This is a genomic window from Paenibacillus jepli, from assembly GCF_047238105.1.
Classification (GTDB): domain Bacteria; phylum Bacillota; class Bacilli; order Paenibacillales; family Paenibacillaceae; genus Paenibacillus_D.
On sequence record NZ_JBDFMD010000001.1, the window covers coordinates 5,580,316 to 5,600,089 of the forward strand.

A 19,774-nucleotide genomic window follows, 5' to 3' on the forward strand; every position below is an offset into this window, starting at 1 on the left:
GCCCAAGAACCGCCGGGTACGCTCGCCTCGCGATAATCATTTGAAATGATTATATAATTAACCGGGGTCTGATGCTATATTCGATACACCTGCATGGTCTGCGGGTGTATTTTTTTATATGGAAGGTGGGGCAATAGTGCAGCAGAGAGTCCGAAGAAGATATACGGCGCTTATGCTTGTAGTTGCGATGGTGGTCGGTCTGATCGTACCCGGGGAAGGAAGCGTAAGCGATCCGTTTCAATCGTCCAAGGCATCAGCCGAGGAGCTGTGGGAGGGGGACATTCAATTCTATCCGACGATTCAGGGGGAAGCCATTGTATACTGGACGTCGGCATTCCATGTTACAGCGCCGCAGTATTACATAACTTTGTATAAGCTCTCCGAAAATGACGAGGAGTCAGCAGTAGCCAGCGGATGGACGGAATCACTGTATTGGCCCTTGTCAGGTCTTGATGCGGAGCAGCAATACCGGGTGCGCATTCAAGTGAAAGCCTCGCCATCCGGGGAATCATTAGGAGAGCTCTCAACAGATTTACTGCTTGCGGAGCTGTCGCCGAACGGCATCTGGCAGTTTTCAGTGAACCTCCAACAGGAGAGGCTCGCGGATAACCGGGTTCGCTTGAATTGGAACGGATATCATTCTCAGTTTGTGAAACATTATGTTGTCGTTTTATATGGGGAAGGAAACTATGTGTGGTCAAGTGACAGGATTGATCTCTCCGTCAATGAAGTGACGACTCCGGTACTCGAGGATGGCAAATCCTATACCGTGAGGATCATGGCTCAGAATCTTATTCCACCCAACATTACCCCGCTCGTGGGAGAGGCGTTTGGCGCGATCCATCTGTCAGATGACGGTCTCCCCCCGTACTGGCCACAGGATGCGTCATTGTCCATTCAGGATGTGACGGACAGCAGCTTCTCCGTTCACTGGCCAGAGGCGATGGATGGCATCGTCGGCTATCGCATCGTGTTGAATGGGCAGCAGGTCATCGAGGCGGCAGCCTACGAGCGGAGCTGTCTGCTAAGCGGTCTGCTGCTGGGCAATCGCTATACGGTTGAAGTCATCGCGGTTGACAGGTCAGGTGAGCTAAGTCCGCCGCTTACCATCGAACAGAGCACAGTGGGGAATTATAAGCTGGGCTGGTCCGCACCAGTGGTCGGAGACCGCAGTCAGGCGCTGCAATGGGGCGGCACCATGACGTTCGAATATGAGAGCATGGCAGCTTCGGAGGCGGAGCTCACCCTTGTCTATCACGTGTGGAAGGACGAACTGGGCGAGCTGCTGGAGGCACCGGAGCAGATCGAGCAGGTTATTCATATGACGGAGGATGCGGAGCGGTCGGGGTATTACACTGCAGCATGGGTCATGGATGACCCGCGGCAGATTGCCGAAGTGGTGTCCGCTCATGCAATATCCCGTTTTGGAGATACGGTATCCGAGCCGGAGCAGGTGTCTATAGACATGAAGGTCAGCGGCCGAATTCAGGTGCAGCTTCAGCCGGAAGGAGGGGATATTCCGAAGCTGAACGTTTTGCTGCGGGGGGACTCCGGGCGCTATAGTCAACTGGCCATGGTCGACAGCCCGCAGCTGCTGACCTACGAGCAGCTCATCCCGTCGGATGACTACGAGATGGTAGTCTATTCGCCGGAACTGCGGCGGGAGATCGTCAAGCTGACTGCGATCGAAGTGCGCAGCTCCGATTCCGTGGGCCCCCTTGTCATTAGCGGGATGAGCAAGGCAACGCTCGAGGTTGCTGTGCAGGATGAAGACGGAGCAGCAGTTGCAGGCACCAGGGTGTACCTGTCGATTGATCACACAGATGTGACCTCGCTGGCGACGGATGCTGCCGGCATCGTCAGGTTTGAGAATTGGCTGACGGAGGGAGATACGGCAGTCATCCGGATTCCGAATACTGATATCCGCTATATGCCGCTCTCGCCTCCTGCCAGCTTCGAGCTCTCCGCTGGAGAGAATAGGCAGCAGATTACGCTGGCCTACAGTCCGCGATCTCAGGTAAGCGGTCAGGTGACGGATCAAGCCGGCTCGCCGGCAGCAGGAGTTGCGCTGACGATCAGTCAGGTAGACCAGCGTATACCGGGAGGGATCAGCACGCATCAGATCTTGACAGATCAGGACGGCCGTTACCATGTCGAATTGTATGCCGGACTCCCTGCCATCGTGACGACCTCGCATCCTGATATGGATACGTATAAAACGACCTGGAGCGCGCTCACGGCAGGCGAAACCACGCATCATCTGGAGCTGTTCAGGAGAGCGGGCAATGCAGTCATCCAGGTGCGCATTGATGCGGATGATCAGTCGGATGAATTTGTCAATCGTCTCGCTTCCACACTGAAGCTCTATCTGCAAGGCAATGGCCAGCGGATCGATCTGAATCCGGAAGATTATATCTCTGCGGAAGGCCTGCCGGTCACCATCCCAGGCAAAGTCAATACCCGCTATTCGCTATGTGCAGAAAGGAGCTTCGGGCATCGCGGGATCTCAGCTTATCCGATCTGTGAGTCTTTCACTATGGATGAGACGTTAACGGGCTCACTTACCCTTGCGTTCCCTTATACGGGCGGATACCTCGATTTGGATATCATGGGTATGGATGCGAATACGAGCTGGCGCGGGTATATTCGTCATAATGGGATGATGAATATTGAGTATTTCGATGGCAATGAATACTTTAATTATTTCCCTTCATCGGGGGACTACCATATTACCCTGTATGAGACAGGAATCGGCAGCAACCGGTTGCGGAACCGTGTATTCGAGCAGAGCTTTGCAATCGTGGAAGGCGAGATAACGAATGTATCGCTGATTGCGGATTCATCCATGGGAAGGTCGGATCCGTTGATGGGCAGCATCGTTGTACAGCCGGAGAGTGTCTCGCCGCGCACCTCTGCCTCGGGCAGGGTGGTCTACACCAATCGCACAGGGGTTATGCAGCACGGCACTTCGCTTCACATTCGTCTACCGGAGCAGATGACACCTTCCTTGTATAGTGTGCTTCTCAATGGAAGCGTGCTGCCGCCGGCAGCATGGACCTGGAATGAAGGGACATCTGTAATGACGATACCAACGGGCAGCCTTGTTCCTAACGGTATGGCTACCGTTCATTTTCAGACGCGGGTACCGGATAATTATCAGGAGGGACCAGTGATCTTCAGCGCGGAGATGAGCCTGCCGGGGGAGGAGCGGAACATTTCGCTAGGTTATCGAGAGGTGCGGGTCAGCAATCTGAGCATGGATGTGCCGACCATTACAGCATTTCGCAATATAACGGCCACCGGCAAGAGCGTGCCTGGCACTGTGGTAAGAATCTATCATGAGTCCACGCTGCTGGGCCAGCAGCAAGCCAATACACTTGGCAACTGGAGCTTGCCGATTGAACTGCCGAATCTCGGAGCAGGGAATAGCGACTATCAGTTGAGAGCGGTGATGGAGGCATGGGATCAGGAATGGCTGAGCCAGTCTACGGTCTCGCTGTTGCCGAATGCCCCGCGGGCGCTTCAGGTGAAATTCGATATGCGAGGCTTGAACTATGTGATCGACACGTCCAGGGGAGTCCGTGAATTCGCTGTCCCCACGGACACCGGCCTGGTGAAGCATCAGATTGTGTTCAATGATCCTGATGCGGTCTCGAATGTCTTCCTGCAAAACGGCAACCTCAAGATACCCGCTATCAAGGATAAGGAAGGCATCTACTGGGCCAGGTATGATTTCAAATCCATGGATGAGCTTCAGGATCTGGGCGATATTATTGTTCATTATGACACCCAGCCGGAGCGTAATCTCGGCAGCAAGGCCGAGACGGAGGAGGAGATGCGCAACCAGCTGCCTTGGTGGCTGAAGCATACGGAGGTACCGGAACAAGAGGATATTCTTGTCACGACGGATGGGAATATTACAACAGCAGAGATGAGCATACCGCTGCCTGATATGCATGAAAACTCGCGCGTCGATGCTACGCTGTCGGTCGAATATGATGTGGATTTTGATCCGACCGGCAAAGAGTATGTCAATGGATTTGGCATGACCATGTATGACATGAAGGTAGAATGGGTGGAGATCGAGAACGCAGATGTTTTCCCTGCTCCGTCAGCCGGCTACAGAAACTCTCTGGGGGTGATGCAAAAATTCCTGCGGGAGACAAAGGAAAAGCCGATAAATCTTCAGGCACGCATCACTGCCTATATTCCCACAGAGGAAGCAGAGCAACTGGCGCGCATGATGAGCAAGGATAAGGGGCAGGCGGTACGGATCGCTTCGATTCCTCTCAATACGATGAGCAAGTTCGACCTGGGGCTGAATATGTTCGATCTGGGGTTGATGTATTCCCAGAGCGGCGGGTTCGAGGGGCAGCTGAATACGATGAATCAGTTGATCGGCTATGCCCATCAATACTGTGACGCGTCGACAGCGCGGTCACTTCAAGATCGTACGGAATCGCTCATGAATCAGGCGATGCTGCAGGAAGCAAGCAAATACGGGTTCGCGCTCGCCGGCTTGGCAGCTGCCGGCGCGTCAACGTTAACAGGCCCAGGAGCTGTTGCTGTAGCCGGCTTGGCCTTCACATTCTCACAGCTGTATGGCTATGCGATGGATGAGAATTTGAATGTAAAGATGAATAGCATTGCTGTTTCGATTGAACGTTGTCACGCGGGGGAAGGCGGACCGAATATTCGGGAAATGATAAAGCCCAAGCCTGACGACGGACAGAAAACGGCTAAGCCCACCTATATTCATGACCCGAGCGGTTATGTCTATGAAGTGACGCCGGACCAACGTCTCGAAGGTGTGACGGCTACCTTGTTCCAGTACGATGAAGAGCGTCAGATCTGGGAGCAATGGGACGCCGAGTGGTTCGGTCAGTTCAATCCGCTTATCACAGACTGGGAAGGCAGGTACGGCTGGGATGTTCCTGAAGGTCTGTGGCAGGTCAGATACGACATGGAAGGCTATGAGTCGGCATTCAGTGAAGAGCTCGAGGTGCTGCCACCGCACTTCGATGTCAACATTCCGCTGCGCTCGCTCGAGGCGCCTGAGGTGAGACGGATTGTATCGCAGAACAACGGTCAGTCCATTGAGCTCGCCTTTAGCCGGCACGTGGAGACGGAATCGGTGAATGCGAATACGATTGTGGTAACGGGTTCGACAGGCAATAGCGTAGATGGCAGCCTCAGCTTCCCGGATGAAGTGCTGTATGAGGGCCGTACGGTTGCTAAGCATGTGGTCTTTACGCCAGCTTCGCCGCTGCAGGCGGGCGACACAGTAACGGTTGAAGTGAAGAGGCTGGTGATGGGGTACAATGGACTGCCGCTTGCGGAGGATGCCGTGATCCAGGTGCAGGTGCTGGTATCCGATGACACGGCGCCTTCGGACGTTGCAGCAGCATCGCTTGCTCCGGGCGAACAGCTGTTGTACGCAGAGTGGAGCGATCCCGCTGATGAAGATCTGGCGAGCATTGAGCTGGAATGGTCATCCCAGAGCACACCACAGCCGCAGGTGATCGTCATCCAGCCGCGTACGGAATATGCGGTCATCCCGGACTGGGATCACACGCAGACCTATGAGGTTCGCATCCGAGCCGTAGATCAGGCCGGCAACAAGTCACCTGGCGTGACCCTGCAGGCAGAGCCGTCCGCATTGACAGCGAGCAGCAGTGCTGCCAGCCCGGAGCAGGTGCGGGAAGTCACAGCTCTAGGCCGTGGGAATGCGATCGAGCTGGGCTGGCAGGACCCGGCTCACCCTGCATTGCAGGCGATTACGGTCTACTGGCAGAAGGGCGATAGCGACGGTCAGCCGCGGTCGGCTACCGTAGAAGCAGGTGTGCGGCAGATGAACCTGACGGGGCTGGATGAAGACACCGATTATACCATCCAGCTCATAGCTTCCGTTGCGGCAGGCTATCGGTCCAGTCCTTATATCCTGACGGCGAACTCGGGTACAGCTGACGAGCCGGGAGGCGGAGATGACGGGAACGGCGGAAACGGAGGCAATGGCGGAAATGGCGGAAACGGAGGCAATGGCGGCAATGGTGGAACTGGTGGCTGGAGCCCTCCTCCTGCGCAGCCTTCCGAGCCTGAAGAGAAACCGGACAGTGAGCCGGGGGCAGTGACGATCGTATGGGCAGATGAAGAAGCCGGCAAGCGGATCTCGCTGTTCGACGGCGAGCTGACGATCCGCGTGCCTGCTCAGGCTGTCTCCGCAGGGACCGTGCAGGTTGAACGGATAGCTGGAGAGGACGGCTGGCCTAATGACAGCAGATACCGCCATGCCGGTGTTCAGTATGAGATCACCAGCTTATCCGAAGGCGGCACGTCCTTCATCCCCTTCCAAGTATCGTGGCAGAGAACGTCCGGTGCATGGGCGGATGTAGAAGCGGTTGGCTTGTATAAGCAGGATGCGGAGCATCCGGCGGGTTGGCGGCATACAGGCTGGCATTATGAACCCGGGGACGTCGATGCGCCCAGCGGCACAATTAATGGTCCAGGCACGTATGCGTGGATGGCGTACGATCCGGAATTTGCCGATCTGCAAGGGCACTGGGCGTCCAGCTATGCCAATCAGCTGGCCGCACGTCATCTCGTCGAAGGGGTGGCCGAGCGCCGGTTTGAGCCGGCGCGGCACCTGACCCGTGCAGAGCTGACGGCACTCCTGATCCGTTTATTGGAGCAGGCTTCACGTACAGGGATCGCGGCTGATGGCCGGCGGCTGCAAGCATTCACTGATGTGCGGCAGGAGGGCTGGTATGCCGAGATACTCGCGAAGGGGCTGGCCAGCGGTCTGTTGCAGGGGTCAGACGGGAGACTCAGACCAGATGCCGCCGTGTCCCGTGAGGAAGCTGCTGTAATGGTGAGCCGGGCCTGGAGCCTGCAGCAGGCTTCATCCCCTGATCGTGCTGCTGATGACAGCAGATCCAAGGCAGCGAGCGCCTTCAGGGATGAATCGGATATTGCGCCATGGGCGTTGGAGTCCGTGCAAAGGCTCGTGGAGCTGGGTATCCTGAGCGGGCATCCGGACGGCTCGTACCAGCCGGATCAGACGCTGACGAGAGCGCAATCGATGAGCATGATTTGGAAGCTGCTTGAGGCTTCAACTGATACGAGACATTAGTGTAACGCGTTATCCAGGGAGGCTCTTATGAGCCTCCCCTTATTTATCATTGACAGAAGCAATCCTATAAAAATAAAATGGAATATATATTAAATATAGATATTCTATATCTAAATAATTGGATGTGAGTCGGGTGGTACAAAAATTACAGGGCAAACGAACTTACACCAGCAAGCTCCGTCAGCAACAACAGGGAATGACAACGGAAGCGATCATGATGGCGGTCAAGGAACTGATCTTGGATGGGCGAATTCATAATTTCACCATTCAAAAAGTTGCGGATCTGGCTGGCGTCTCTTACGCGTCAGTATACAAATACTATCCCTCAAGGGAGCAGTTGTTGATTTCCTTCCGTGACTGGTCTTCCGAAGTCTCTCATCTGAAGGTGGACCCGCCGCCGTATGTCAAGAAGTTGGAAGAACTGCCTTCTTGGGTGGAGAAGGCGATTCCGATGTTTGACGGGCGCTTTGCCGACATTCGCGCGCTGTTTTCCGCCCTGGAAGCTTTGCAGATTCGTGATGTCCTGGAGCAAAGTCGCAACCGGGATGAGTGGATCCGATGCTTGATCGATGAAGCGTTTCCCCGTGTGTCCGAGGAGAGACGGAGAATCTCCTATCATGTTATGCGCATGTTGGTCAGCATGCGTACATGGCTGGAATATGAAGGCCGGCATGGGTTGAGCTTGGCTGAGATCGTCACGGTTGTCTCGGAAGGGATCAAGGCTCAAATCGCTTACTTACATGCGGCAGAGCTGGAAAGAAACTGAAATAAGGAGAGGAATATGACCTATCCAAAACAAACGGACGAACTTGTGAAACATGAAACGATTGTACGGCTATCGGGCGCAGACGTACAGGAGCCAATGGACCTGCCGGAAGGATACTGGGAACGCGAAGCGATCCATTATCCCGAACCGGTGACCGCAGCTACCCGCTCAACGTTTGTACCCGCTGTGAATGATGCATTCCGGCAGGTGTGCGAGGAGTTTTCATTGCTGATCGAGACGATTCATCAAACCGAGATTGGCGGATGGATGTACCAGAGGGCGGTCCCGCTAGGCGGAAGAGAAGGACAGTTGCCACCGGACTCGATATTCCGGCCGAGAGTCGAAAATTGCGCCTTGGCGATTCGCGAGGATAAGGCAGGAATCATTCTGCAAACATGGCGTCTGGAATGGAAGGCGGACATGATTCGGCGCGGCCGGGAACTTGGCGCGGTCGAACTGAAATCGATGGACGATGCTCATTTGGTTGCACATCTGGCAGAGACAAAGACTTTTTTGCACGACTGTCTCCGAAAGCACATGTTGATCAATAACGCCGTCCAACTTATGCTTGCCGAGCATGCTTTTTTGTGCCGTGATGCGCTGGGATGGGAAGAGCAAGAGCTTATGTCCTTGTTCGGAGGGTTGTCCGCTATGTCCAGTGAACCGGCCATCGCAATCGCCGAGCTTGGTCGCCATGCGCGAACACGCCCGACCTTCATGAAGGCGCTTGAGGCAGGTGCTTCCCTTTCCGAGCTTTTGGACATGGATGAAACGTTCTCACGGATGTTCCAGAAGTATCAGGAGGAATACGGATGCAGAGCGCTGCGATGTGAATTGTCCTTCCCAACGATTGCGGAAATGCCCGAGTTGCTGTTTGGCTTGCTGCGCGATCAGCTGTTTGGCGGATATCAACCCGACCGCGAGGAGCGTGAATTGGAGCAAAAGCGACGGGAGCAAGAAGCAAAAGCGCGCGCCGGTTTGCGAGGGCAAACCCTCGATATATTCATCCGCACGCTGGTACGGGCGAGGGATGCGTACCCGGTGCGGGAAGAACACGGATTTTACGATCGCGATCTTCCGTTGGCCCTGCTGCGGTACGCATATCTGGAGGCGGGCCGCCGAATGGTGAATCGGGATCAACTGGCTGACGTCCCCGCTGTATTTCATTTGGAATGGGAAGAGGTTCGGGCAGGCTTGCAACACCGCGAGCCGCTATTCAATCTGGTTCAGCAGCGGGAAACAGAGCATAAAGAGGCGCTTGATCATCCGGGTCCTGACCATTACGGTTCGCCTTCGCCACCATCCACGCTGCCGGACGGATTGCCCGAGGAAGTGTATTTTCAAATCCGCGCACAGCAATGGACGATGGAGCATGCGATGATCGCGCCCATGCGCCGATCCGGCGAGCAAGATGCACACCAACTACAAGGTTTAGCGGCTTCCGGCGGAGTTTACCGGGGGACGGTCCGCATTGTCCGGAATGAATCGGAATTTCATCGCATTCGGAGGGGGGATGTACTCGTCTGCCCGATTGCTTCTCCGGTATGGTCGATCCTGTTCCCCAGCATCGGAGCGTTGGTTACGGAGTTTGGCGGCATATTATCACATGCCGCTATTATTGCGAGGGAATATCAGCTGCCGGCGGTAGTAGCGGTAGATCATGCGATAACGACGCTAAAGGATGGTCAGTTGGTCGAAGTGGACGGAGAGCGGGGTACTGTAAAACGTATTTTGGTTGGAGGAGATTAAACGATGGGTAAAAGCAAGCTGAAAAAATGGGTTACATATATGCTGTTCTTCCTGCTTATGATTTCGCCAGTTCTTTCACCCTTAGGCTATTCCTTAGCGGCAGATCAGGAAGATTGGATATCGATAGTTGACCGGGACGGTCTCGAATCGATTCGGGAAGATTTGTCGGGAAACTATCGTTTGGATAATGATATAGACCTGGGCTCAGACAATTGGATTCCAATCGGTAAATGCACCAATGAATGGGCCGGTGAGGGGCTGTGCGACGGGGATGAAAGCTTTTCCGGCATATTTGACGGCCAGGGCTACGTTATCCGGAATATGACGATAGACGGGTATGGACATCCTTACATCGGTCTGTTTCGCGCAACAACGTCCGAAGGTGAGATCAGAAATGTAGGTGTGACTGAAATTCATATTCAGATTAATAGCAATCCTAGCTATATAGGCGGTCTGGTTGGAAGAAATTATGGCCAGATTGAAAACGTGTCTACGACCGGTTCGATCATTGGAAACACTGACGGCTATATTGGCGGTATCTATAGCGGCGGGATCGCAGGTCAAAATGATGGAGAGATCAGGTCGTCCTACTCGAGCGTCGATGTCAGAGGTAGAAGTTATATCGGCGGATTGGTAGGCCTTAACACGGGGAGCGTCTCTAATGCTTATGCAACCGGAGATATCATCGCAAACCATATATCAGGTCTTCACTTTGCTGGTGGACTGATTGGTGAACATAGAAGTGGAAACGTGTCAACGGCATATGCTGTCGGTAACGTATCGCCAGTTGCTTATTATACAGGTGCTTTGTTTGGCGAAGTTCCCAATAATCTTGGGGCTGTTATTGATGCTTCCTACTGGAATACGGAGTCAACTGGACATAACGCAGGCATAGGAGGCAATTACAGCGGTCCAGATATGGAAGGAAAGACTGACGGGGAGATGCGGCAGAAATCGACTTTTACGGATTGGGATTTTGAGCAGGCCTGGGCTGTGCTCCATACCGAAGAAGCGGATATGTACGCGTATCCTCGTCTGATCGGAGACTTCCATGCCAACCGATTGACCCGGCTTGAGGTGAATTCGGAGAGCGCCGCATCGTGGGATGTTGCATTTGAGCCTGCCGAGCGATCGTACAATGTCGTTTTCGATCGAAATGTGAATGAAGTAGAGTTGTCCATCATCCCCTTTGAAGCGGATTCGGTCATTCAGCTCCTGCATGCTGATCATGGCGATCATAACGGGGCGAGGCTGGATGATGACCGAGTTGCAGTAACCGTCCAGCCCGGGCAGAACAAAGTACTGATCCAAAACTTCACGAGAAAAACCGACTTTGTCGGCCAATATGAATTGATCCTCCATATCCCCTATCCGGGTCCGATGCTATCGATAGACAGCATGGAGGAAACTGCGATTCATCTAAGTTGGGAGAGCGTGCACCATGCGGATGAATATGTATTGGTCCGTGATGATGAGGAAGTATACCGGGGGACATCAACATCGTATGTCGATACTGGTCTTGATCCCAATACAGCCTATGAGTACAGCTTGGTTAGTGTATATGCCAGTGGCACGAGTGATGCATCCACAGTAACGGCAACTACGACTTTTCCCCCATCGGATTTTGAATATACCGACAACGGAGATGGGACTGCGACGATCAATGGATGGAATAATGACAGTGGCCATGTACCGCATATTTTAGTGATTCCCCGTGAAATTAATGGGTTGACGGTGACAAGAATAAGGGATGGTTCAATAGATAGTGCTGCATTTAGAAATCTTTCCATTGAGAAGCTAACCCTTCCTGATTCGCTTGAATATATTGGGGGTTATGCGTTTGCAGACAATTTCCTGAAATCCGTAACGATCCCTGAGAGTGTGACAGAGATTGGAAACGCCGCTTTTTTGGGAAATATGCTAGAATCAATCACGATCTACAACAATGAAGTGAATATAGCTTCTGCATCCTTGAACGATAACAACGCCTCGCTCACCCTGTACGGTTGGGAAGGATCCACTACAGCGGATCACGCTAATATGAAGTGTTATCGATTCATTGCGTTTGACTCTGAACCCCATGTCAACATATGGTATGGAGAAGAAGCAGTTGGCTTAGAATTATCGCTGGATTTTGAGGAAACGGGGCACTTGTCAGCTGAATACAGTCATGATGCGGCCGATATAGAAAGTGTGACATGGCTGGTAGACGGCCTAGAAAAAAGTACGAATGAGATATTGGATTTATCGGACTACACATCGACACCACAAACTTTGACGGTTTCTTTACGCGTGGAAACGGAATACGGGGCAGTTGGTACAGTGCAAATTGAAATCACGGTTAAACCTCCAGTTCCAGGCACACCGAGTATGTCAGTAGACCATACAGAGGAAACGGCGATTCATCTAAGCTGGCAAAGCGTGCAATATGTCGTTGAATATGTATTAGTCCGTGATGATCAGGAAGTATATCGGGGGACATCAACATCGTATGTCGATACTGGTCTTGATCCCGAGACGGACTATGACTATAGCCTGGTGGCAGTGAACGCATCCGGAACAAGCGAAGCCGCTGAGGTCACGGCCAGAACAGCCTTACCCGTGCCAAGTATCGTGGATATCAGGCTGACCCATGTGGACGACAGTCCATATCGATCCGGCGCATGGACCAACAAAAGTGTGACCGCAGCGGTGTATGCTGCCAATGATGCTGGCGTGCCAGTGAATACGTTGTTTTATTCCTTGAATCATGATGAGGATTGGCAGGAATATACTGTTCCGCTTCAATTTAGCGCTGAAGGTGTCCATCTCCTCGCCGTGAGCGCTCAGGACGATACGGGTACCACAGTGGAAGCGGAACGGATGATTCGGATCGACCGGACCGCTCCGTCGATTTATTTCGAGACAAACGGTAATGATTCCTGGTCCACATTCGCAGACACGACGGTGACCGTAACTGACATCGACGGTCCAGTCGATGCCAACAGCGACGTGGACGATGCCAGCTTGCGGTATGCCTGGACGCAAGCTTCGTCACCTCCTTCCGCTGATGACACAGGTTGGGCAACGTTTGCCAACGGCGAACATCTCGTGAAGAAGGATGCGGATGGGATTTGGTATTTGCATATACAAGCAGCAGACGCAGCGGGCAACGAAGCGCAGGCGACGACGAACAAGTTTCGATTGGATACATCGGATGCGCACTTAAGTGACTTGACGCTTTCGGACGGTGAGCTTCGTCCCGCATTTGACGAAGAGATCTATGAATATACCGTACATGTTCCGAACCAGATCAGTGAAGTCACATTGACGCCAGTCACAGCCGAAGACGGCTCAAGCGTAAAGGTACAGCTCGATGACGGTGAATACCAAGAGGTCGTCAGCGGGCAATCGAGCGAGCGTCTGCCTTTGCGCGTCGGCGACAACACGGTGGTCGTGGAAGTGACAGCATTGAACGGAGCTAAGAGACACTACACCCTTCATATTGTCCGGGAAGCGAGCAGGGCTTCGGGAGGGGAGGGAGTCTCGTGGCCGGCGAACAGCAGGTTCGTTGGCAACGGTGGTGCCGCGATTTCCTTCGACGGAGGCCTGATTGAGATTCCTGCGGGCGCTTGGCCAGGCTCCTTTCATTTAAGGATCGATACTAGGGAGGGGAAGCCAGCAACGGATACGTTGCCGTTAACGAATGAGGCGCGATTTGTCAGCAAGATCGTTACCTTGACCAAGGATACGGAAGGATTATTTGAGGAAGCGATCACCCTCACACTGAAGTTGGATCTAGAAATTTTGGACGAGGATCTGAAGCGTGTGATGGAAGCCTGGACGATCAGCTTGTATTGGCTGGATGAAGAAGCGAGCGAGTGGGTGGAGCTGGACAACATCGACTTGGATGTGGAGCAGGGTACGATCAGCGGAGAGATCGATCATTTTACCAACTTTGCTGCGATTGCCCATCCTGTGGAAGCGACAGACGAAACGGATCGAGAAGACCTGTTGGAACCGCGTGATCCGACGGAAGCTAGTCCACAGATGACCTTTTCCGATTTGGACGGACACTGGGCGGAAGAAGCGATCTATGATTTGGTGGGGCGGGATGCGATACAAGGTTATCCCGACGGTACCTTCCAACCGAATCAGTCCATGACTCGAGCGGAATTTGTGGCGATGGCAGTTCATGCCCTGAATTTGAAAGGCAAGGACGTAACCAATAACACGGAACAAACGTTTTTTGCCGATAGTGAAGGTCATTGGGCGCGTGAGGCGATTGCCACTGCCACCATGCAAGGCATCGTGTCGGGATACGACGAGATCACTTTTGGGGTGAACGACCCAATCACGAGAGAACAATTGGCGTTGATCTTATTGCGGACGATGGGGTTGCCATCGGTAAGTAATACGGTGACATTTACCGATCAGGACAAGATTGCGTCCTGGGCTGTGGAAGCAATCGCCGCCTTGCAAGTGGAAGGGGTGCTGACAGGCTACCCGGACGGAAGTGTCCGGCCGCAACAGGAATTAACGCGGGCAGAAGCGGCCGTCGTCGTCAGTAAGGTGCTTGGCCGTATGTAAAATGAAGAGATAAATGTCGACAGGAGTTTAATGAATGTTGCCGAATGTTGAGCGACGGATCATATCTTCGTGTTAGGATGATCAGCGAGGCTCGGGAGAGTTGTTTTGTTCTGTCCGTTTTCTTGGAAAATTGCCCCTACACGATATAATGTAAAATACGGGGTTATTCATCCAAACCGCATAATGATTCGTCTGGAGGGAGGCATGAAATGAAAGATCCAAAAATGCTTGAAAAGAAAGAGCAGTTGCTGCAATTAGTAAAGGGATTTTGTCAACAATATTTAGATGATGATTATGAGCAACTATCAATCAAGATGGTGGAAAAGCTGGGGCGTAAACGGACTGTTCCATTTATGAGAGGGAAGCTTGAGATCTGGGCAGCAGGCATTATTCATGCGATTGGCACGGTTAACTTTTTGTTCGACAAGAGCTTTGAGCCTTACGTATCCGTTCACGAGATATGCGAATACTTCGGTACTGCTCAGAGCACCACCTCACAAAAGTCCAATACGATACGCGATATGTTCAACTTGGGATATTTTGGCGGTGAGTTTGCTACAACAGTGTCAGAGCAAAGTAATCCCTTTAATAAGATGATATCCATCAATGGGTTTATTGTCCCTGCCGATTATCTGGATGATAAAAAGTAATAATTTAGCGCGCGCTTATGAGTTGGATGGGTATGGCGCGAAGTTGCTGTTGACGCCAGATTTGTTCGTTGGCGTCCGTGCGTTGTTGGTTGCGCCTCCGTACAGTCCGACAGGGCCTAATGGATCGTACGATCTGATCCACTAAACATTTTCAGAATCTTGTACCGCGTCTTTGTCGGTTTCAATTCATGGGCCGATTCTCAACCTCGGTCCGATAATCAATGACGACGTTCGGCCGTCTTCCGTGCCGAAGCGGATGATTTCGATCGTCTCATAAAAAGCAGGCATGCTCGTCCGCATCGCGTAAGCGATGCGGGCTTCTTCGCCGTTTACGGTGATTTCATACCCGGTGACCCGCGGGCTGGAGTCGCTTGTAGCTCCTCTCCATTTAAAGCAAGGCAAAAGCTGAATCCTTGCGGTACAATAACATAAAAGACTTGCTGCGGTGGATGGCCAAGGGGGAGGATGCGATGACGGTTCATGTGGATGTAAGAGGCCTCATTTTTGATATGGACAATACCTTGCTGCGCTCGCGGATTGACTTTGATCAGATGAAGCGGGAGACCTATGCCTATCTGAGGAAGATAAGCATACTGGACGAAGACCTGGATATGGAGAGTCACACCACTTCCACTCTGATGGCTGAGGCAGTTCGTACATCGCGGATGACCGAGGCGATGATCGCGGAGATGTGGGGGATTGCGGATCGGATCGAGAAAGCGGGCATGCATCAAGCGGACCTGGAGCCGGGAGTACCCGAGCTGCTCGAGCAGCTGCACGGGAGGCTGCCGCTGGTCGTGGTGACCAATAATTCGAGCGGGGCGGCGGAGCTGGCGCTCAAGGAGAACAAGGTGCGTCATTACTTTGACGATGTGATCGGACGGGACAAAGTGAAGTCGATGAAGCCTGCGCCGGATGCCTTCTTGCACGTTCTCGCTGCCTACAAGCACATTCCTGCCGAGCACTGGCTCTCAGTAGGCGATGCCTGGATCGATGGTGCAGCGTCGACGGCGGCTGGCATCCGTTTTGTCTCGTATAACGGAGATACCGTGCGGATGGAGACGATGGGGGTGCAGCGATATGCGGAGATTCGGGAGATCGGCCAGCTTGCGGATTTTCTGGCGTAGTAGAGGAGCGCTCTCGTCTGACACTTCCGTACCAGTGCTTTCCTCATTTCCTCGTGGACAGCAGCTGGCATTTTCGATAAGATCTTGTTATAAACAGACATTGACATGTGATTAACAAACACAGTCGATCGGATTTGACAATCCGGCGGATCTGGCACGAGTAGTGTAAACGGTATCAATCTTGTTGAGCATTGCTTAGCTAGTAGAGGCCCGGGAGGGAGCGTACTATGTACAAGGTTATTATTGTCGAGGATGAAATGCTCGTGCGAATTGGGCTGAAAAACTCAGTAGACTGGGACAAATTCAATATGACGGTTGTGGCGGATCTGACCGATGGTCAAGCCGCATGGAATTATTGTCAGAGTGAAGGGTATCCTGATCTGATCATTACGGATATTCGTATGCCCAAAATGGATGGTATGGAGCTGATATCCCTTGTGCGAAAAGAAAACAAAGGGACACGCATCGTGGTGCTTTCCTGCCTGGAAGAGTTCGAGCTTGTCCGGAAGGCAATGGGCCTTGGTGTATCCAACTATATCCTGAAACTGACGATGACAGAGGATGAAATTGAAACGGTGCTGGGCGCGGTGTTAACGGAGCTGGAAGCTCAGGAATCGCTGAAGGGCTCGCAGGAGAAGAAGCGGATCCCGACGTCCAATCTGGACTTGATTAAGGAAAAGTACGTCAAGGATTTTTTATTCTATGGGATCTATTCCGCCGAAGAGTTCGAGCAGTTTGCGAGCAATAGCGGTCTTCGGCTTTCTCAAGTCCGGATGATGGCGTGCACCGTGGAGGTGGACAGCTATTATCTATTAAAAGAGCGCTTCAAGGATAAGAACGGCCATCTGATCAAGGCGGCCTTATTGAATATTTTTCATGAGATTATGGACTCTTACAAGCAGGGTGAGACGATATACTTGGATGAGACGCATTATTTGCTCCTCTTCAGCTTTCAAGACCAGATCTCGGAACAAAGCATTCATGAGCAGATTCATACCATCCTGAATCATATCAAGGATGTCATTCACACCTATTTTGGCAGCTCGGTGTCAGTTGGAATAAGCGGTGTCCAGAGCGGCTATAAATCGCTGCGCAAACTTTATTTTGAGTCCATGCATGCCCTGGATCGAAAATTCATCTCGGGTCCGGGACAAAAGCATAAAGCGGAAGACAGCATGGATCTGGGGCCTATCCATATGCAGATCGAAACGATCCGCTCCTACGCACCGCTGCGCAACATGCTGAGCCCAATGAAGCATGCGGAGTTGGATCAATATTTAGATAGGTTGGCGAGCGAACTCGCTGGCGAGAAAAATGCAATCAAAATCATGCTGTATCAATTCATACAATGGGTCGGCTCCAATCTCTCCGACAATCTGCAAAATGAAAACGTCCTGGTGTTTCATGTGACGGACAAGCTGAACCAATGTGATACTCTGCCGGAAATGCTCAACCATATTCACGATTACATCGGACAAATCGTGGAGCAGTCACGTTCTCATCTTCAGATGAGCGGAGAAATTTCCAAGGCGGTTGCGTTTATCAAGAAAAACTATGACCAGAACATCAGTCTTCAGCAGGTGGCCGATCATGTCAACTTAAGCTTTGGCTATTTGAGTAATTTATTCAAAAAAGAATTGCAAATCACCTTTATCGAATATCTGAATTGCTACCGCATTGAACGGGCCAAGGAACTGCTGATCCGCACGAACTTGAAATCCTATGACATTGCGGTCAAAGTCGGCTTTTCGCCGGAGTACACGTATTTCAGCAAGGTGTTCAAGAAAATGACAGGGATGAATCCCAATGAATTCCGCCGGCAATATCTCCCGGGTCCGCGAGGCGCCCAATGAAGCTGTGGGGACGTTATCAAAAGCTCAGCACGCAGTTGATCCTATTTTATATGATTATCAGTCTGCTAGTGCTCTCAGCGGCATCCTATCTGATCTATTCTTTTATGCTGAACATTATCAAGGAGAACAATGAGACCTTGCTGCTTCAGCAATTTCAGCAATCGGATCATAACATCGACGGTCTGATTGACGATGTGGATTCGTTGTCGAAGTTTTTTTTGCTGGATCCCAGTGTACAACGATTTATGAACTACACCCCCGAGATGGGCAACATTGAATTGAGAGAGGTTAAAAACGACCTGCATGCGACGATCCAGGACTATGTCACTACCTATGACTATATTGATTCTATCTACATCATCGGCGACACACAGGGGGCGATCGGCGGGACGGATAAAACCACGCTCGTGCACCCGGATCAGGAATGGATGGATCGCTTTGTAGCGTCCGATATTTTTCGTGACGCCCGTCAGTACTTCCCTGAGTTAATCATAAAGGGGGGGATCGAAAAAGCTTATTACAACCCTTACATGGTCGAGCCCCAGTATGGGACTACGGTCAGCATGGCGCGTGCGATCCGCCCCTTATATGCTCCAATCACCAATGGCGTCCTGATCTTGAATGTCGATGAAAAGTATTTATCGTCGATCTATTCCGCATCCCTGGACGCATCCGAAGGGAAGATGTATATAGTTGATGAAGAGGGGATCATCATCTCCAGCAGCAAGGAAGGGGATATCGGCAGCCGCAGCAACTATTTCCCGTTTATCGATGACGCGACGAATTATGGCAGCTACGGCGGGGACCGTAACGATTCCGTTCAAGTGGTATATTATCGCTTGAACCAGGCAGATTGGTATATGGTGAAGGAGATTCCGCTTGACCAGTTCTCCAGTCAGATTTTTTCCATGCAAGTTCTGCTTGTGGTTATTTTTTTGATAAGCCTGGTTGTCATTTTTGTCATCTCCTATTTCTGGTTGAAGCGGATGGTAGGTCCGCTTCAAGTACTCGCACACAAGATGAAGGATATGAGCCGGGGAGAGCTTGGCATCACCTTCGCCAAAGTGCCTAACAACGAGTTCGGGATGGTGATACGCCGGTTCAACGAAATGTCCCTCAGCATTGTCGACCTGATCCACAAAACCAATGAAATGCAGGAGAAGCGGCGCGAGCTGGAAATGGAGGCGCTGCAATATCAGATCAACCCGCATTTTCTATACAACACGCTGAATATGGTGCGCTGGATGGCTTCTGCGATCAAGGCGGACAACATCGTCAACAGCATCGTGGCTTTGGGCAATATATTGCGCCCTGTATTCGCAAGCAAGGACACGATGTGTACCTTGCGAGATGAGCTGTATTATTTGGAGAACTATATCAAAATCATTAATATGAGATTCAGCAACAGTGTCATCTTCGAGATCGACGTAGACGAACGTGATTTGAACCAGAAGATCCCGAGATTTATCTTACAGCCCTTGATCGAGAACTCGATTACGTTCGGAAGGCAAGAGGATGGGCGAGAGATCACCATCCAGATCCAGGCGTACAAAGACTCGGATTTTATCATATCAGTCTATGATTCGGGGGTCGGGATCGATGCACACAAGCTGGAGGAGATCAATGGTCGGCTGGAGGCGGGAGAGCCTCACGCCACTTTGAATGGAACGGGAAGTGGTATAGGCTTGTATAATATCAACAAACGGATTCAATTAAATTATGGCGTCCAGTATGGCGTGCGGCTGGTGCAGCAATCGGAAGGAACGCTGGCGCTTGTCCGGATTCCCCCAAATAATGACAGTGAATAAAACGACAAGACGGCGCATGATCGCTGTCTTTTTGATTACCAGAAGAACGGAGATGCGGGCAGGCTGCGGGGAAATGTTCAAGCTTAGTCCAAAATAGTTCAATCCTCCAAGGGGGGTTCTGTA

Annotated in this window: 9 protein-coding genes; 8 read left to right on the forward strand and 1 reads right to left on the reverse strand. The window is 52.0% G+C overall.

What is annotated here, in order from left to right:
• Window positions 1-136 precede the first annotated feature (136 nt).
• The 5 genes from ABC336_RS23465 to ABC336_RS23485 all read left to right on the forward strand — a co-directional run bounded on the left by ABC336_RS23465 (window position 137) and on the right by ABC336_RS23485 (window position 14,863).
• Window positions 137-7,129, forward strand: coding sequence for an S-layer homology domain-containing protein (locus ABC336_RS23465; protein WP_413240955.1), 6,993 nt, complete (start codon window positions 137-139; stop codon window positions 7,127-7,129).
• A gap of 214 nt (window positions 7,130-7,343) precedes the next feature.
• Complete coding sequence (locus ABC336_RS23470; RefSeq protein ID WP_413240956.1) at window positions 7,344-7,895, forward strand: TetR/AcrR family transcriptional regulator; 552 nt, start codon at window positions 7,344-7,346, stop codon at window positions 7,893-7,895.
• A 225-nt stretch (window positions 7,896-8,120) separates the two neighbouring features.
• Complete coding sequence (locus ABC336_RS23475) at window positions 8,121-9,644, forward strand: PEP-utilizing enzyme (RefSeq protein ID WP_413240957.1); 1,524 nt, start codon at window positions 8,121-8,123, stop codon at window positions 9,642-9,644.
• Between the two features lie 3 nt (window positions 9,645-9,647).
• A complete protein-coding gene (locus tag ABC336_RS23480; RefSeq protein ID WP_413240958.1) occupies window positions 9,648-14,213 on the forward strand; it encodes an S-layer homology domain-containing protein in 4,566 nt (1,521 codons plus the stop codon).
• A 209-nt stretch (window positions 14,214-14,422) separates the two neighbouring features.
• Window positions 14,423-14,863, forward strand: a complete 441-nt coding sequence (locus ABC336_RS23485; protein WP_413240959.1) for a DUF6398 domain-containing protein — start codon at window positions 14,423-14,425, stop codon at window positions 14,861-14,863.
• 186 nt (window positions 14,864-15,049) lie between these two features.
• Here ABC336_RS23485 and ABC336_RS23490 read toward each other — a convergent pair whose 3' ends face one another.
• Window positions 15,050-15,265, reverse strand: coding sequence for a hypothetical protein (locus ABC336_RS23490; protein WP_413240960.1), 216 nt, complete (start codon window positions 15,263-15,265; stop codon window positions 15,050-15,052).
• Between the two features lie 68 nt (window positions 15,266-15,333).
• Between ABC336_RS23490 and ABC336_RS23495 the strand changes: the two genes are divergently transcribed.
• The 3 genes from ABC336_RS23495 (at window position 15,334) to ABC336_RS23505 (ending at window position 19,651) form a co-directional block, all read left to right on the forward strand.
• Window positions 15,334-15,990: an HAD family hydrolase gene (locus ABC336_RS23495; protein ID WP_413240961.1), complete on the forward strand. Its 657-nt coding sequence runs from the start codon at window positions 15,334-15,336 to the stop codon at window positions 15,988-15,990.
• Window positions 15,991-16,217: 227 nt separating this feature from the next.
• Window positions 16,218-17,843: a response regulator transcription factor gene (locus tag ABC336_RS23500; RefSeq protein WP_413240962.1), complete on the forward strand. Its 1,626-nt coding sequence runs from the start codon at window positions 16,218-16,220 to the stop codon at window positions 17,841-17,843.
• Window positions 17,840-19,651, forward strand: a complete 1,812-nt coding sequence (locus ABC336_RS23505) for a cache domain-containing sensor histidine kinase (RefSeq protein WP_413240963.1) — start codon at window positions 17,840-17,842, stop codon at window positions 19,649-19,651. The genes ABC336_RS23500 and ABC336_RS23505 overlap by 4 nt, the downstream gene beginning before the upstream one ends.
• Window positions 19,652-19,774: the final 123 nt, after the last annotated feature.

Bases quoted from the DNA above. Each gene is read 5' to 3' on its own strand.
- ABC336_RS23485 (WP_413240959.1), top strand. From the start codon at position 14,423: ATGAAAGATCCAAAAATGCTTGAAAAGAAAGAGCAGTTGCTGCAATTA.
- ABC336_RS23470 (WP_413240956.1), top strand. From the start codon at position 7,344: ATGATGGCGGTCAAGGAACTGATCTTGGATGGGCGAATTCATAATTTC.
- ABC336_RS23500 (WP_413240962.1), top strand. From the start codon at position 16,218: ATGTACAAGGTTATTATTGTCGAGGATGAAATGCTCGTGCGAATTGGG.
- ABC336_RS23495 (WP_413240961.1), top strand. From the start codon at position 15,334: ATGACGGTTCATGTGGATGTAAGAGGCCTCATTTTTGATATGGACAAT.
- ABC336_RS23480 (WP_413240958.1), top strand. From the start codon at position 9,648: ATGGGTAAAAGCAAGCTGAAAAAATGGGTTACATATATGCTGTTCTTC.
- ABC336_RS23505 (WP_413240963.1), top strand. From the start codon at position 17,840: ATGAAGCTGTGGGGACGTTATCAAAAGCTCAGCACGCAGTTGATCCTA.